Origin of the sequence: Streptomyces smyrnaeus (assembly GCF_017676345.1) — a bacterium.
In the GTDB taxonomy this organism is placed as follows: Bacteria; Actinomycetota; Actinomycetes; order Streptomycetales; family Streptomycetaceae; genus Streptomyces; species Streptomyces smyrnaeus.
The window spans coordinates 778,252-793,772 of record NZ_JAFFZM010000001.1 but is presented as its reverse complement, the minus strand read 5'-3'; the positions used below and the strand labels follow the sequence as shown (position 1 = coordinate 793,772).

14 protein-coding genes and 1 tRNA gene are annotated in these 15,521 nt (G+C 71.7%); 13 read left to right on the top strand and 2 right to left on the bottom strand.

Annotated features, from left to right (window positions below):
• Nucleotides 1–174: 174 nt before the first annotated feature.
• The 9 genes from JW613_RS03460 (at nt 175) to JW613_RS03420 (ending at nt 8,646) form a co-directional block, all read left to right on the top strand.
• Nucleotides 175–1,311: an inositol-3-phosphate synthase gene (locus JW613_RS03460; protein ID WP_209209165.1), complete on the top strand. Its 1,137-nt coding sequence runs from the start codon at nt 175–177 to the stop codon at nt 1,309–1,311.
• Nucleotides 1,308–2,228 (top strand): SCO3242 family prenyltransferase, encoded by a 921-nt coding sequence (locus JW613_RS03455; RefSeq protein ID WP_209209164.1) that lies wholly within the window; start codon nt 1,308–1,310, stop codon nt 2,226–2,228. Before JW613_RS03460 ends, JW613_RS03455 begins: the two co-directional genes overlap by 4 nt.
• Nucleotides 2,225–3,130: a sugar phosphate isomerase/epimerase family protein gene (locus JW613_RS03450; RefSeq protein ID WP_209209163.1), complete on the top strand. Its 906-nt coding sequence runs from the start codon at nt 2,225–2,227 to the stop codon at nt 3,128–3,130. The genes JW613_RS03455 and JW613_RS03450 overlap by 4 nt, the downstream gene beginning before the upstream one ends.
• On the top strand, nt 3,124–3,852 hold the full coding sequence (locus JW613_RS03445) for an EboA domain-containing protein (protein WP_209209162.1): 729 nt from the start codon (nt 3,124–3,126) through the stop codon (nt 3,850–3,852). The genes JW613_RS03450 and JW613_RS03445 overlap by 7 nt, the downstream gene beginning before the upstream one ends.
• Entirely contained in the window at nt 3,849–4,736 is an 888-nt protein-coding gene (locus JW613_RS03440) for a TatD family hydrolase (protein ID WP_209209161.1), read from the top strand. Before JW613_RS03445 ends, JW613_RS03440 begins: the two co-directional genes overlap by 4 nt.
• A 13-nt stretch (nt 4,737–4,749) precedes the next feature.
• Complete coding sequence (eboE, locus tag JW613_RS03435) at nt 4,750–5,931, top strand: metabolite traffic protein EboE (protein WP_209209160.1); 1,182 nt, start codon at nt 4,750–4,752, stop codon at nt 5,929–5,931.
• The gene (locus tag JW613_RS03430; protein WP_209209159.1) at nt 5,928–7,343 is read left to right on the top strand and encodes an alkaline phosphatase family protein; all 1,416 of its coding nucleotides are present in this window, start codon (nt 5,928–5,930) and stop codon (nt 7,341–7,343) included. Before eboE ends, JW613_RS03430 begins: the two co-directional genes overlap by 4 nt.
• Nucleotides 7,340–8,416, top strand: coding sequence for a sugar phosphate isomerase/epimerase family protein (locus JW613_RS03425; RefSeq protein WP_209209158.1), 1,077 nt, complete (start codon nt 7,340–7,342; stop codon nt 8,414–8,416). Before JW613_RS03430 ends, JW613_RS03425 begins: the two co-directional genes overlap by 4 nt.
• Nucleotides 8,417–8,561: 145 nt before the next feature.
• Nucleotides 8,562–8,646: transfer RNA gene (locus tag JW613_RS03420), tRNA-Leu, on the top strand.
• 436 nt (nt 8,647–9,082) lie between these two features.
• Here JW613_RS03420 and JW613_RS03415 read toward each other — a convergent pair.
• A complete protein-coding gene (locus JW613_RS03415; RefSeq protein ID WP_209209157.1) occupies nt 9,083–9,745 on the bottom strand; it encodes a GntR family transcriptional regulator in 663 nt (220 codons plus the stop codon).
• Nucleotides 9,746–10,038: 293 nt separating this feature from the next.
• Here JW613_RS03415 and JW613_RS03410 point away from each other — a divergent pair, with 293 nt between their 5' ends.
• From JW613_RS03410 to JW613_RS03395, 4 genes are all read left to right on the top strand, one after another.
• The gene (locus tag JW613_RS03410) at nt 10,039–11,175 is read left to right on the top strand and encodes a mandelate racemase/muconate lactonizing enzyme family protein (protein WP_209209156.1); all 1,137 of its coding nucleotides are present in this window, start codon (nt 10,039–10,041) and stop codon (nt 11,173–11,175) included.
• Between the two features lie 293 nt (nt 11,176–11,468).
• A complete protein-coding gene (locus JW613_RS03405; RefSeq protein WP_209209155.1) occupies nt 11,469–12,947 on the top strand; it encodes a sugar porter family MFS transporter in 1,479 nt (492 codons plus the stop codon).
• 81 nt (nt 12,948–13,028) lie between these two features.
• Nucleotides 13,029–13,802 (top strand): SDR family NAD(P)-dependent oxidoreductase, encoded by a 774-nt coding sequence (locus JW613_RS03400; protein ID WP_209209154.1) that lies wholly within the window; start codon nt 13,029–13,031, stop codon nt 13,800–13,802.
• Between the two features lie 59 nt (nt 13,803–13,861).
• Nucleotides 13,862–14,245 carry a sensory rhodopsin transducer gene (locus tag JW613_RS03395; RefSeq protein WP_209209153.1) on the top strand — a complete coding sequence of 128 codons (384 nt, stop codon included), beginning with the start codon at nt 13,862–13,864 and terminating at the stop codon, nt 14,243–14,245.
• A 506-nt stretch (nt 14,246–14,751) separates the two neighbouring features.
• Here JW613_RS03395 and JW613_RS03390 read toward each other — a convergent pair.
• Nucleotides 14,752–15,486: a TetR/AcrR family transcriptional regulator gene (locus JW613_RS03390; RefSeq protein WP_209209152.1), complete on the bottom strand. Its 735-nt coding sequence runs from the start codon at nt 15,484–15,486 to the stop codon at nt 14,752–14,754.
• Nucleotides 15,487–15,521: the final 35 nt, after the last annotated feature.

Sequence of the window (15,521 nt, the reverse complement as noted above, 5' to 3'; positions counted from 1 at the left end):
GGGACGGGTGGGCACAACCGGGCCCGCAGACGGCATCCGGCCGCAACCACCAGCCCGGCGCAGCCCCCAGGAGGGGGTCGCACAGGGGCGCCCCCTGTGAGAAAAGGGGAAGGGGCGGGGACGGGGAGCAACCCGCCGCAGGCGCCCACATGGCACCGCAAGAGGGAGGACACCGTGACCCACCACAACCCGAGCCCCGCCGGCCAGGCGCCCCGCACCGGGGTGTGGCTCATCGGCGCACGCGGCTCCGTAGCGACGACCACCATCGCCGGGGCCGCGGCCCTCGCGGCCGGTCTGCACCCACCCACCGGCATGGTCACCGAAACCGCCCCCTTCTCCCGCGCCTGGCTCCCGCCCCTCGACTCCCTCGTCTTCGGCGGCCACGACACCGCCTCCTGCCCCCTCCCCAAACGGGCCGAGGCCCTCGCCGAGGCCGGCGTCCTCCCATACGGACTCCCCGCCGCGCTCCGCGCCGAACTCGCCACCGCCGACGCGGCGATCCGCCCCGGAGCCCCGGCCGCCGAGCCGTCCACCGAGGACGAGCTGATCACCGCCTACGCCGCCGACATCCAGGACTTCACCCGCACCCACGGCCTCGCCCGCACCGTCGTCGTCAACGTGGCCAGCACCGAAGCCCCACCCACCGACGGCGGACCTCTGCCCCCCAGCTCCCTGTACGCGGCGGCGGCGCTGCGCGCGGGAAGCCCGTACGTCAACTTCACACCCTCGGCCGGGCTGCACCACCCCCGGCTGGCCGAGGCGGCCCGCGACGCGGCCGTCCCGTACGCGGGACGCGACGGCAAGACCGGACAGACCCTGCTGCGCTCCGTCCTCGCCCCGATGTTCGCGCAGCGCGCGCTCGCCGTCCGGGCCTGGTCCGGCACCAACCTCCTGGGCGGCGGCGACGGCGCGGCCCTCGCCGACCCGGCCGCCGCGGCGGCCAAGAACGCGGGCAAGGCCCGGGTCCTCGCCGACAACCTCGGCGACCTCCCCCAGGGCGAGGTGCACATCGACGACGTACCGGCGATGGGGGACTGGAAGACCGCCTGGGACCACATCGCCTTCGACGGGTTCCTCGGCTCGCGCATGGTCCTCCAGACCACCTGGCAGGGCTGCGACTCGGCCCTCGCCGCTCCACTGGTCCTCGACCTGGCGCGGCTGCTGGCCCGCGCCGACGAACTCGGCATCACCGGCCCGCTCCCCGGGCTCGGCTTCTACTTCAAGGACCCCGACAACGGCCCCGCCGACCTCCCCGGCCAATGGCACGCCCTGCTCGACCTGGCCGCCCGCTTCGCCGGGCCCGCCCGATGACGGGCGGTCGCCTCGCTGCCTGGGCGCAGCTGCTGCGGGTCTCCGCCGTGTCCACCGTGCCGGGTGACGCGCTGGTGGGGGCGGCCTCGGCCGGCCGGCCACCCGGCCGGGGCACCGCGCTGGCCGCGGGTGCCTCGCTGTGCCTGTACGAGGCGGGAATGGCGCTCAACGACTGGGCCGACCGCGAGGAGGACGCCCGCGAGCGGCCCGAACGTCCCCTGCCCGCCGGCCGGATCCGCCCGGCCGCGGCCCTGACCGCTGCCACCGCTCTGACGGCGGCGGGGCTGGCGCTGGCCGCTCGCACCGGCCGGCTCCCCCTCGCCACGGCCACCGCGCTGGCCGGCACCGTCTGGGCGTACGACCTGCGGCTGAAGCACACGGCGGCGGGGCCCGCCGCCATGGCGGCGGCCCGCACCCTCGACGTACTGCTCGGCGCCGCGGCGACACCCGCACCTGCCGTACCGCCCGCACGCAGCGAGAGGGCGCTGCGGCCGCTCGGTGCGGCAGCGGCCATGGGAGCGCACACCCTCGCGGTCACCGCCGTGTCGCGACGGGAGACCGAGGGCGGATCACCAGCCGTACCGCTGGCGGCGCTGGGGGCCGTCGGGACGATCGCCGGGCTGCTGGCCCGGCAGCGCACCCCGCTGACGGTGGCCGCGAGCGCCACCTACGCCGCCACCGCCACCCGGCCGCTGGCGCACGCCGTGCTCAACCCCTCGCCGCCGCTGCTCCAGCGCGCGGTGGGCGGCGGGATCCGCGCCATGCTCCCGCTCCAGGCCGCGCTCACCGCCCGGGCGTCGGAGAAGGGCGCGGCCCGCGACCAGGGGAGCGGGGCCGCCGGCTCCGTTTCCGCCCTCGCACTGCTCGGTCTGCTGCCCGTCGCCCGCCGCCTCTCCCGAAAGGTCAGCCCTACATGACCCGGTCCCGGCCCGTCTCCCCACTGCGCTACGCCTACGGCACCAACGGGCTGGCCGACCTGCGGCTCGACGACGCCCTCGGACTGCTGGCCGACCTCGGCTACGCGGGCGTCGGGCTGACGCTCGACCATATGCACCTCGACCCCCTCGCGCCCGACCTGGCGGCCCGCACCGCGAAGGTGGCCCGCGCCCTGGAGCAGCACGGGCTGACGGTCACCGTCGAGACGGGGGCACGCTATGTGCTCGACGCGCGGCGCAAGCACCACCCCACCCTGCTCGACCCCGACGCGCAGGCCCGCGCCGCCCGCACGGACCTGCTGCTCAAGGCAGTCCGCGTCGCCGCCGACCTGGGGGCGCACGCCGTGCACTGCTTCAGCGGGCAACTCCCGCCGGGCACCACGCCCGACGCGGGCTGGGCCCGGCTGGCCGACGGCATCGGCCCGGTGCTGGACAGCGCCGGCGCCGCGGGTGTCCCGGTGGCGATCGAGCCGGAGCCCGGCCACCTGCTGGAGGACCTGGCCGGGTTCCACCGGCTGCGCACCGCACTCGGCAGCCCGGAACCGCTCGGTGTGACCCTCGATATCGGGCACTGCCAGTGCCTGGAGCCGCAGCCCCCGGCCGACTGCGTCCGGTCGGCCGCCGAGTGGCTGCGGCACGTCCAGATCGAGGACATGCGGCGCGGGGTCCACACCCATCTCCCCTTCGGCGAGGGGGAGATCGACTTCCCGCCGGTGCTGGCCGCGTTGCGCGAGGTCGGCTACACCGGTCTGGTCACCGTCGAGCTGCCCCGCGACTCGCACGCCGGGCCCGACCGCGCCGCCGCTTCCCTCGACTTCCTGACCACCGCCGAAGCCACGGCCGCGAAGGCGGCCACCATGCCGCAGGAGGACGCCCCATGCTGACCCCGCTCGCCTCCCTCCGCACCGGCCTGGAGCTCCACCTGACGGCGGAGTCCCGCACCTGGCTCCGCCGCGCCCTGACCGAGGCGGCCGACGCCCGACCGGACACGGCCGCCCCCGGCGGAGGCGCCGCTCCCGACACGGGCGCCGCGCCACGACTCCCGCGTTGGGAGCTGCACTTCGTCACGGCGGGCCGCAAGTGCCACCCGGCACCGCGGACGAGTGACACGGCCGCAGTGGCGCCCGACCCCGTCGACGCCGCCCGGGTGCTCATCCTGCACGCCGCCGCCCCGGACACCGACACGCTCACCCGCCTCTACACGCGCGGCACCGCCGACGAGCGGCGCGCTGTGCTGCTGGCCCTTCCGCACCTGGACCCGCCCCCGGCGACGGCCGGAGCCCTCGCCCTGGTCGAGGACGCCTTACGGACCAACGACACCCGGCTGATCGCCGCCGCACTGGGACCGTACGCCGCCGCACATCTGCAGGCCCACCAGTGGCGGCAGGGAGTGCTCAAGTGCCTGTTCACCGGAGTGCCGCTGGCCGTCGTGGCGGGGCTCGAACACCGCGCAGCGGGGGACGACGAGCTCGCCCGGATGCTGGCGGACTACGCGCGCGAGCGCACCGCCGCGGGCCGCACCGTGCCCGAGGACCTCGGACACGTACTGAAACTGGCCCGGTTCGAGGAGATCCGCGAGGAGATCGAGGAGCGTGACGCCCCATGAAGACGCCGACCCGCCCACCGGCCCGCCGCATCTTCGACCCGCACATCCATATGACGTCCCGCACCACCGACGACTACGCGGCGATGTACGAGGCCGGCGTCCGCGCCCTGGTCGAGCCGTCCTTCTGGCTCGGCCAGCCCCGCACTTCCCCCGCCACGTTCTTCGACTACTTCGACTCGCTGCTCGGCTGGGAGCCCTACCGCGCCGCCCAGTACGGCATCGCCCACCACTGCACCCTGGCGCTCAACCCCAAAGAGGCCAACGACCCGCGCTGCGCCCCCGTACTGGACGAGCTGCCGCGCTATCTGATCAAGGACGGGGTCGTGGCGGTCGGCGAGGTCGGCTACGACTCCATGACGCCGGCCGAGGACACCGCGCTGGCGGCGCAGCTCCAGCTCGCCCTCGACCATGAGCTGCCCGCACTGGTCCACACCCCGCACCGCGACAAGGCCGCGGGACTGGCCCGCACGCTCGACGTGCTGCGGGAGTCCGGGTTGCCGCCCGAGCGCGTGGTGCTCGACCACCTGAACGAGACCACGGTCGGCGCCGCGGCGGACAGCGGCTGCTGGCTCGGATTCTCCATCTACCCCGACACCAAGATGGACCCCGACCGGATGGTCCGCATCCTGCGGGTGCACGGCACCGAGCGGGTGCTGGTCAACTCGGCTGCCGACTGGGGGCACAGCGACCCGCTCAAGACCAGCCACGTCGCCGACGCCATGCTCGCCGCCGGCTTCGACGAGGACGACGTCGACCAGGTGCTGTGGCGCAATCCGGTCGCCTTCTACGGCCAAAGCGGGCGGCTCACCCTCGACGTCGCACCGCCGGGGGAGCGTGAGCAGCAGCTGTTCCAGGGCAACTCCATCCTGCGCGGCGGAGAGTGAGGAGAGCGCGGTCATGCGATTCCGGCACCCCGACGGCACCACGGTCCACCTCGCCTACTGCACCAACGTCCACGCGGCCGAACAGCTCGACGGCGTACTGCGACAGCTGACCGAGTACGCCGAGCCCGTACGCCGCAGGCTGCACCGCGACCGGCTCGGTATCGGCCTGTGGCTGGCCCGCGACGCGGCCCGTACGCTCACCGACGACCCGGCCGCCATCCGGCGGCTGCGCTCCGGCCTCGACCGGGCGGGACTGGAGGTCGTCACGCTGAACGGCTTCCCGTACCAGGGCTTCGGCGACGAGCACGTCAAGTACCGCGTCTACCGGCCCGACTGGACCGACGACGCGCGCCTGGACCACACCACCGACCTCGCCCGGCTGCTGGCCGCGCTGCTGCCCGACGACGTGACCGAGGGAAGCGTCTCCACCCTGCCGCTGGCCTGGCACACCGGCTTCGACGCCGAGGCCCGGCACCGGGCGTTGACGCGGCTGCACACCCTCGCCGCACGTCTGGACGCGCTGGAGGAGCTGACCGGCCGCTCCATCCGCGTCGGCCTGGAGCCCGAGCCCGGCTGCACCGTGGAGACCACGGCCGACGCCATCGAGGCGCTGACCGGAGAGGACGGCCCGCCCGCGCACCGGATCGGCGTCTGCGTGGACACCTGCCATCTGGCCACCGCCTTCGAGGACCCGGCCAAGTCGCTGGCGGCGCTCGCCGAGGCGGGACTGACCATCGTCAAGTCCCAGCTGTCCGCGGCGCTGCACGCCGAGCACCCCGAGCAGCCCGAAGTGCGCGCGGCCCTGGCCGAGTTCGCCGAGCCGCGCTTCTTGCACCAGACCCGCGCCCGCACCCCGGACGGCACCCTGCGCGCCACCGACGACCTCGACCGGGCACTGGCTCCCGGAGCACTGCCCACCACCGGGCCCTGGCGCTCCCACTTCCACGTACCACTGCACGCCCCGCTCGCCCCGCCGCTGACCGCGACCACGCCGGTGCTCGACGAGACGCTGACACACCTGGTCGGCGGCCCGACACCGCTGACCCGGCACCTGGAGGTGGAGACCTACACCTGGCAGGCCCTGCCGCCCGCGCTGCGCCCCACCACCCGCGCACAACTCGCCGACGGCCTCGCCGCCGAGCTGTCCACCGCCCGTGACCTCCTCACCGGTCTCGGCCTCAAGGAGCTGCCGTGAGCACCCCCTTGCTCGTCGTCGACGTCGTGGGACTGACCCCAGCCCTGCTCGCCCATATGCCCCACCTGCGGGCGCTGGCCGACAGCGGCTCCCAGGCCCCACTGGGCACCGTCCTGCCGGCCGTCACCTGCGCCGCCCAGTCCACGTTCCTGACCGGCGAACTCCCCTCCGGCCACGGCATCGTCGGCAACGGCTGGTACTTCCGCGAGCTCGGCGACGTCCTGCTGTGGCGCCAGCACAACGCGCTGGTCGGCGGCGAGAAGCTGTGGCACGCCGCCCGTGCCCGGCAGCCCGGCTACACGGTGGCCAACATCTGCTGGTGGTACGCGATGGGCGCGGACACGGACTGGACCGTCACACCCCGCCCCATCTACTACGCCGACGGCCGCAAGGAGCCCGACTGCTACACCCGGCCCCCGTCGCTGCACGACGAACTCGTCGCCGAGCTGGGCGACTTCCCCCTGTTCACCTTCTGGGGCCCCGGCGCGAACCTCACCTCCTCGCAGTGGATCATCGACGCCACCCGCCACATCCTGCGCACCCGCCACCCCGACCTCGCCCTGTGCTACGTCCCCCACCTCGACTACGACCTCCAGCGCTACGGGCCCGACGACCCCCGCGCCCACCGCGCCGCCGCCGACGTGGACGCCGCGCTCGCACCGCTGCTCGCCGACGCGCGTGCCGAGGGCCGCACCGTCGTCGCACTCTCCGAGTACGGCATCACCCGCGTACGCCGCCATGTCGACATCAACCGCGTGCTGCGCCGCGCCGGGCTGCTGGAAGTGCACACCCAGGACGGCATGGAGTACCTGGACCCGTGGGCCTCCCGCGCCTTCGCCGTCGCCGACCACCAGCTCGCCCACGTCTACGTACGCGACCCGGCCGACCTGGCCGCCACCCGCGAGGCGCTGACCGGACTGCCCGGGCTGGAGCGGCTGCTCGACGAGACGGGGAAGAAGGAGGCGGGCCTGGACCACCCGCGCTCCGGCGAACTGGTCGCCGTCGCCGAACCCGACGCCTGGTTCACCTACTACTACTGGCTGGACAGCCGCCGCGCCCCGGACTTCGCGCAGCTCGTGGAGATCCACCGCAAGCCCGGCTACGACCCGGTCGAGCTGTTCATGGACCCCAAGGACCCCTACGTCAAGCTGCGCGCGGCCGCCGCGCTGGCCCGCAAGAAGACCGGCATGCGCTACCGCATGGCCGTCGTCCCCCTCGACCCCTCCCCGATCCGCGGCAGCCACGGCCGGCTGCCCGACCGCACCGAGGACGGCCCCGTGCTCCTGTGCTCCCGCGCCGACGCGCTCGGCTCCGGGGGCCCCGGCACCGGGGCCCGGCCCTCCGCGCAGCCCTTCCCCGCCACCGAAGTCAAACGCCTGCTCCTCGATCTCGCACTGGGAGACGCCTCATGACCAGCAGATCCGCACGGCCCCAGCACGCCGAACTCGACCACAGGCTGCGCCGCCGGGGCTTCCTCGGCGTGGCGGCGGGTGCCACCGCCGCCTCCCTCCTGGGCGCCGCACCGGCCTCCGCCGCCACCGACCGGCAGTCCACCGCCGACCGGCAGCCCACCATCGACCGGCACGGCTGCCGCCCGATCGTCCCCCGCGGCAAACTCGGCATCCAGCTCTACACCGTCCGCGACCAGGTCCAGAAGCTCGGCTTCGCCACCGTCTTCAAGGAGCTGGAGCGCTACGGCTACGACTCGGTGGAGTTCGCCGGCTACACCCAGGGCACCGGCGACCTCACACTGCGGCAGCTCAAGCGCCTGCTGCGCGAGCACGGGCTGCGCGGCATCGGCAGCCACGTCGGCTACTACTCCGCCAACCCCGACGCCTACACCTTCGCCACCCAGCTGGAGAAGGTCTGCGACGACGCGGCGGCGCTCGGCCTCCCGCACGTGGGCACGGCCGCCAGCCCCGACCGGTACGGCCGCACCGTCGACGCCTGGAAGCGCGCCGCCGAGGACTTCAACACCTACGGCGCGGCGGCACGGGCACGCGGGCTGAAGTTCTACCAGCACAACCACCAGATGGAGTTCGGCTTCGCCGAGGACAAGCCCCATGTGCGCCTCTACGACGTACTGCTCGCCGAGACCGACCCCGAACTGGTCTACCTGGAGATGGACATCTACTGGGCCTTCGCCGGCAAGCACCGCTTCAGCGTCCGCCCCGACGGCACCCCGGCCCCCTTCGACCCCATCGACTACGTACTGGCCGCCCCGCACCGCTACCCCCTCTTCCACGTCAAGGACGGCGAACACGACGAGGCATCCCCGGACGGCTACCACATGGTCGACGTCGGTGACGGCGACATCGACTACGAGCACTTCATCGGCACCGCGCTGCGCCGGCACCGGGGCCGCCGCGCCGACCACCACTGGCTGATGGAACGCGACGACGCCGTCGACCCCGCCGCCAACCCCGCCGGCTCCCTGACCTCCGCCCGCCGCTCCGCCGCCTACCTCCGCGGCAAGCGCCGCTAGCCACCACCCGGGAGGACCGACCCCCATTTTCCCGACCATCCGGACAAAAAGGGTAACTCGCCAGGAAACCCAGGTGAGAAGCACTCCCAACCCTTGGTATCGTTACGGCCGTCGCCACGGCCTCCCAACGCCGTGGCACGGCCCGGTCCGGGTGGCGGAATGGTAGACGCGCTAGCTTGAGGTGCTAGTGCCCTTTATCGGGCGTGGGGGTTCGAGTCCCCCCTCGGACACGTACCACATCCCCACGGCTTCCTGTATGCCGTGGGGATGTGCTGTTTCCGGCACCGGGATCGATCTCGGCAAGGGCTGAGACTGTGGGCTCTTGTTCGCGGCGTGGGTGAGCTGGAGTCCGAGCCGGCTGTACGGCTCGGCTTTGTCCTGTGGCCTGGCCTGGCCCGCTGGACTGCGGCGGCGGCATCGCCGACCGAGCGGACGATCTTGGCGACAGCTTCCCGTGGCGCTGGTCCGTCGGCTTGTGTCTGAGCGGCGGAGAGCAGGGCCTGCGCCTGTGAGTGCCGGGCTTCGGTCTCCCCGATCCACTGGGTGACGGTCCGGGGGTCGGGGCCTGCTTCGAGGGCCGCTCGGTGGGTGGTGAGTAGGGTGCCGCAGTCCGCGATGAGGGCCTGTGTATGGGAGGCGGCGGTGTGGTCGGTAGGGCCTGCGCGCTCACGCCGATGTGTCGTCACCTAGGTAGGTCTCGATGTGTCGTGTGACGGCGCAGTCGACCTCGTCGACCGTGCCGGTTCGCAAAGCTGACAGCAGTGCCCGGTGCTGCCTGGGGATTTCCTCGGGTGACGAGTGTGCGGGTGCGTCTCGCAGGAAGTAGGCATGCACTCGAGGCTGGATCGTGCGCCAGATCTGGAGCGCCTGTACGTGGCCGCTCGCGGTGATGACCGCCTCGTGGAAGGCCAGGTCGAGGTCGGCGAGGCGGTCCGCGTCGCCCTCGCCTCCGACCGCAGCGAACATTTCCTCGACGACGCGTTCGAGTCGGTCGAGCAGTTCCGGCGGGCGTGTCTCGGCGACGTCGCGGAAGGCGAAACGCTCGATGGTGAGCCGGATCGGCACCAGGACCTCTCGTACCTCGCGCTGCGAGACCTCGGCGACCACCGCACCTCGGTAGGGATGGGAGACCACGAGCCCTTCCTGCTCCAGGATCATGATGGCCTCGCGTACGGGACCGCGGCTGACCCCGGAGCCGGCTGACAGTTCGCGCTCGACCAGGCGCTCACCGGGTTTCATCTCCCCGCTCGCGATGGCCTGCCTGAGCCAGTTCAGGACCCATTCCCGCCGAGACGCCGGCGGCCCGGTCGGCGGCATCGAGCTCGTCATGCGTTTCCCATCCCCTGGACAAGGGCCCGCTGGTGCGGGCGACGGACCCACGATAGCTATCCCGTCGATGGCAGATGGTTGACCATCTGCCATGCGCGGCTTAGTGTCTCGCATCGAGCGCCGCCCATCCCGGACAGGTGGCGCGAACCAGTTCGGCCACATGCCGCCCCCTCTCGCCGGGAGCTCCCAGCTCCTGAGGCTGCTGGGGCTGCTGGGGCGCTGTCCGCCTCGTCGACCGTCCGGTCGGGCGTCGGGAGCCCACCCGGAACCGTTCACCGAAGAATCAGGAAGCCATGAAGATCCGTGACGTACGTGCGGCCGGTCTGCGGGGCGCCACCCCGGCAGGCGGATGGCAGGAGGAACTCGACCAGGACGATGTCGTCCACACTTTGGTGGCGGTGCACACCGACGAGGGGCTGGTCGGCGTCGGTAGCGTGTTCACCAGCGAGGCGCTGGTCCGCGGAGCCCTCGAACTTCTGCGTCCCCTGCTGATCGGCGAGAAGGCGACGGAGCCCGAACGGCTGTCGGAGCGGCTGCACCGCACCACGTTCTGGATGGGGCGCGGGGGCACGGTGACGCACACCATCAGCGGCATCGACACCGCGTTGTGGGACGTGCTCGGCCAGGCCACCGGCCAGCCCGTCGGCCGCCTGCTGGGCGGCCGCTACCGCGAACGCGTCCGCCCCTACGCGTCCTTGCTCATGGACCAGCCGGAGATCCTGGCGGAACATCTGCAGGAACTCGCCGGCCAGGGCTGGAAGGCCTTCAAGATCGGCTGGGGCCTCTTCGGACGAGTCAGCGAGCGCCTCGATGAGCGGATCGTGGCCGCGGCCCGGGAGGCCGTGGGCCCTGAAGCGCTACTCATGGTGGATGCGGGGGGCAGCGACAGCGCTTGGTCCAACGGCTACAAGTGGGCGCTGCGCACCGCGCGGATGCTCGACCGGTACGACATCGCCTGGTTCGAGGAACCGCTCGGCCCCGACGCCCTCGACGACTATGTGAACCTCCGTCGCGAGGCGCCGGTGGCGATCTCGGGTGGGGAAGTGCTGACGAGGCGGCAGAGCTTCCACCCTTGGCTGGAGAACGGCGCCCTCGACATCGTTCAGCCGGACGTGACGAAGGTCGGCGGCCTCAGCGAGCAGCGCCGCATCGGATGGGCTGCCCAAGATCACGGCGTGCGGCTGATCCCGCACGGCTGGAACACCGCCGTCGGACTCGCCGCCGATCTGCAACTCGCTTCTGCACTGCCCGACACGGACCTGGTCGAATACGTCACCGGATCGCCCTACGTCGATTCCCTCACGACCACCCCCTGGCGGCTCGACGCGGACGGGACGCTGGCCGTCCCCGACGAACCCGGGCTCGGAGTCCGCCTCGATCCTGACAGCCTGGCCCGCTACACCGACGCGGCGGCCCTGCTGCTGCCGTGACCGATTGCGGTCGGAGGAGCGGAGCCCCACCTCCCGGTGGCTGCGGTGGGGCCGCGCCCGTTGCTCAAGCCGTGTCCTGCTTCCTGCCGGTCCCGCGAAGGCCCACGGGCCCGCGGGCTCCGGGGGACCGCGCATTCCTTCACCGCGCATTCCTCTCCGATGAGCGCGCCTTTCGCAACGAGGGCTGACTGCGATCCCCGCCGAAGCCCGTGGGCGGCACCCCTCCGCGCTCCAACTCCGCAGGCCGGGTCCCGCCCCGGGTGCCTTGTCCAACCACGAAGTGAGGAAACCGCATGTCCGGAGCCGACCTGGTCGGGCCTTCTGCCGTCCCCAGATCCGACAAGCCGCCTCGCCGGGTGGTTCTGGTCTCCGTCGTGGGAGCTGTCGGTGGATTCCTCTTCGGTTTCGACACCGCCGTCATCAACGGAGCCGTCGACGCCATCGAGGAGAACTTCGGCCTCGACTCGATAGGCCTGGGCACCGTCGTCGCAATCACTCTGCTCGGTGCCGCGGCCGGGGCGCTGCTGGCCGGATGGATGGCGGACCGCATCGGACGGCCGCGGGTCATGGGGATCGCCGCGATCATCTTCGCGGCCTCGTCCGTCGGCTGCGGAACAGCGTCGACCTTCTGGACCATGGTGGCATGGCGTCTGCTGACGGGCGTCGCCGTCGGATACGCGACGGTGCTCGGCCCGCTCTACATCTCCGAGGTCTCGCCGGCCTCCGCCCGCGGCCGGCTGGCCTCGCTCCAGCAGATGGCCATCGTCCTGGGCATCTTCGCCGCTCTGCTCTCCGACTCCCTCATCGCGGCGCTGCTCGGCGGAGCGGACGCACAGACGTTCCTCAGCCTCCCGGCATGGCGGTGGATGTTCATCGTCGGGGCGATCCCGGCGCTCGGCTACGGAATCTGCTCCCTGCGGATACCGGAGTCCCCGCGCTACCTGGCCGCCCGCGGCCGCCGGGACGATGCCGTGCGCGTCCTGGCCGACCTGCACGCGGTCCCCCGCGGCCAGGCCGAACGGGACGTGGAGCGCATGGGTGCCACCGCCCCCGGTGAACACCGCCCCCGATTCCGGGACCTGCTCTGCCGTCGTACCGGACTGCTCCGCATCGTTTGGGCCGGCGTCGGCATCGCCGCCCTTCAGGCACTGGTCGGCATCGACGTGATCTTCTACTACTCCACTTCGCTGTGGAAGTCGGTCGGGTTCGGCGAGTCCGCGTCCTTCGGACTGTCCGTTCTGAGTTCGCTGATCAATGTGGTCTCGACGGTCATCGCGATCGTGCTCATCGACCGGATCGGCCGCCGCCGTCTGCTGCTCGCCGGCTCGACCGGTATGGCAGTCAGCCTCGTCCTGATGAGCATCGGGTTCTCCAGGTCCGTCCCGGTCGGCGACGGAGTGGAACTACCGGGAGCATGGGGACCGCTGACCCTGATCGGCGCGAACGTCTTCGTGGTGTGCTTCGCCGTCTCCTGGGGCCCGGTGGTGTGGGTGCTGCTGGGAGAGATGTTCCCCAACGCCATTCGGGGCCCGGCGCTCGCGCTGGCCGCATCGGTCAACTGGATCTCCGGCGTGGCGGTCAACCTCTCCTTCCCGACGCTGCGCGAGCTCTCCTTGCCCGGAAGCTACGCGCTGTACGCGGTCATGGCATTGCTCTCCTGGCTGCTGATCCGCTTCGGCGTACGAGAAACCATGAACCGCGAACTCGAGGACATGAGCGAGGCACCAGTGACGCAGGCATCTGAGCGCGATGCCACAACTGCCCCGCTGTGAACCGCTGGCACCGGGCCCAGGAAACAAAGCAATCCCCGGAAAAAGCACTCTCCAAAACACGACATCCGAAGGACGAGCACGATGCACGACGACATCACCTTCATCACCGGCGCGGGATCCGGCATCGGGCGTGCCGTCGCACTCCAGCAGGCATCGCTCGGACACCCCCTCGCCCTGCTGGACCGGGACCGTGCCCGTGTGGAGGCGGTCGCCGGGGAGGCAGAGGAGCGCGGCGCGCCCCACACGCTGGCTGTCGCCGCCGACATCTGCCAGGAAGCAGCCGTCTCCGAGGCCTACGCCCAGTGCCGCACCTCCCTCGGTGTTCCCACCCGCATCGTCGCCAACGCGGGTGTCGAAATCTCCCGGAAGGCACATGAGACCACGCTCGCGGAATGGGCAGGCGTCATCGACGTCAACCTCACCGGCACCTTTCTGACCTGCCGCGAGGCCATCCGGCTTCTTCTGGAGCACGGGCTCCCCGGCGCGATCGTCTGTGTCTCGTCCCCCTCGGCTTTCGTGGGGTTCGCCGGAGGCGCCAACAGCGCGTACGGAAGCTCCAAGGGCGGCGTCTCCGCCATGGTCAAAGCCCTCGCCGTCGACTACGCGGGATGCGGCATCCGCGTCAATGGCGTCGTCCCCGGTGCCACCGCGACACCGCTGCTCGACGTCACCACGGACGAGCACGACGATGCCGCCTCCCGCGCACGGACGCAGATCCCTCTCGGCCGGCTCGCGCGGCCCGAGGAGATCGCCGAGGCCATCGACTGGCTGCTCGGACCCAAGTCCAGCTACGTCACCGGCAGCCACCTGCATGTCGACGGCGGGCTCACCGCCCGGGGGGCCAACGACTTCTGACCCCGACCAGCAGTCGACTTTCCACCGAAGCGCAGATCGCATTCGAAAGGGAACCTTCCATGAACCCCTGTCCCACCGGCATCGGAGCCACCGCCTGGGTCATCGCCGACGGCTACATTCCGCCGCGCAGCTGTGGGCCCGAGCCTGAGATGACCAGTCACGACAGCATCTGCATGCTCAACGCGGGGGACACCCGGGCGCGTGTCGAGGTGTACGTCTATTTCACCGACCGCGAGCCCGCGGGCCCCTTCGTCCTCGCCATCGCCCCCCGGCGCGCCTTCCACCAGCGCATCAACGACCTCGACGGGCCGGAACACATCCCCGTCGGCACCGACTACTGCCTCCTCGTCACCAGCGACGTTCCCATCGTCGTCCAGCACACTCGGCTCGACTCCCGGCAGGAGGCCAACGCGCTGATGAGTACGATCGCCTTCCCCGGATGAACGAACCACGGTGACGACCCCCCACATGGAACCGAACGCTCAGCTCGTGTCCGGTCCAGGGCAGCGGGATCGACAACCCTCGATGTGTTGCTGAGGTCGAACTCGGTGATGCCGGACAGCTCGTGGATCCGCTGCGGTATCACCAGATGCGTGCGGTACCCCCTGGGCCAAGGACGGGCTATCGATGCCGGGCTCTACCGTGGTTCTGGGCTTGGCCGGTCGTGGGCGAGATCCAGTTGCACATGTCGAGGGCTCGACCACCGATTCGGACTGCGTCGGGACAAGGTGAACGTTTCGGGCTGCGGCACATGCCGTGGCCCCGAAGCGTGGACCGCTGTCGCGACATCATGCAGTCTGCCCTGCCCTGAACTCCCCCCGGGGCACAGAGCTGCCGACTGCGGAAACCACGATAGGCGCTCTCAAATCCAGAACCGATCCAGCACGGTTGGATTCCCCGCGCGCAGCAGCGCCGCGCGGTCCTCGAAATGCGCCAACTGGAGTGCTCATCAGGAGGAGCTGGGCGCGACGAGGCCGGTGAGTACCCGGTGCATCGCTCTCTCGAACAGCGCATGTGGGCTCTCTGCCGGTCCTGCTTCGGTGTGATCGGCCATGGCGGCCGCGACATGCGGGTGATCTCCTTTGGCGGCCGTTTCGCTCAGATAGGCGGCCTGCGCCGCCTGGCGATCGGTGTTCGCGTGGCTGACCTGGAGTTCTGCTCGGGCGAACTGCGAAATCAGGGCGTTCATCAGGGCGACGATCTCCATCTTGGTCTGACCCGGCAGAGGGACGGCCGCCATCGCCCGCAGCGCGTATTCCAGGTAGTCCAGGCTTCGCGGGCCGAGCCGGAGAGGTTCCGGCGGGATCTCGGACAGCCAGTGGTGCCGCAGGTGGACGGTCCTGGTCCGGGCTGCCAGGGCAGCCAGGTCCGCAACGGGATCACCGCTGAGCGGGACGTCGAGGTCGATCTCTCCCGCCGCCGAGTCCGTCATCAGGTCAAGCAGGTCCTCACGGCCAGAGATGTAGCGGTAGAGGGATGCCTGGCCGACGCCCAGCGCCTTGGCCACCTGACGCATCGACACTGCCGACAGGCCGCTCCGGTCCGCCAGTTCGACGGCGACAGCGGTCAGCTCCGCGCGGCTGTGCACGGCCGCGGGCCCGCGGGTGCCGCGCTCCGGCCGTGCCCAGACGGTCACGGGTTCCTGGGCCACTCGTCCACCTGCCTTCTCCGTTCCATGGCGCATCCCTTAGTCTAGAAACTGCGAACAGTGATCGCAGT